Annotated in this window: 1 protein-coding gene; it reads left to right on the plus strand. The window is 57.3% G+C overall.

What is annotated here, in order from left to right; translation table 11 throughout:
- The coding region (locus tag ACNFCJ_RS24190) for a transposase (protein ID WP_416773911.1) at nucleotides 1-234 on the plus strand (234 nt) is incomplete at both ends.

A 234-nucleotide genomic window follows, 5' to 3' on the forward strand; every position in this document is an offset into this window, starting at 1 on the left:
CGCCATCCCAACGAAGAGGCGTTCGCGCGGATGGAGAAACGACTCGAAACTCACCCTGAGATGATGGGACGGCGGCGAGCAATCGTCGAGCACCCTTTTGGCAATCTCAAACAATGGATTCTAGGCAACGGTCGTTTTCTAGTGCGCCATTTCAGCGGGGTGAGAGCTGAGATGGCGATGGCCGTGCAAGCCTACAACCTCAAACGTGCTATTTCGGTACTCGGGGCACGCCGC

Source organism: Pseudomonas sp. NY15364 (assembly GCF_048068235.1).
Lineage (GTDB): Bacteria > Pseudomonadota > Gammaproteobacteria > Pseudomonadales > Pseudomonadaceae > Aquipseudomonas > Aquipseudomonas mendocina_D.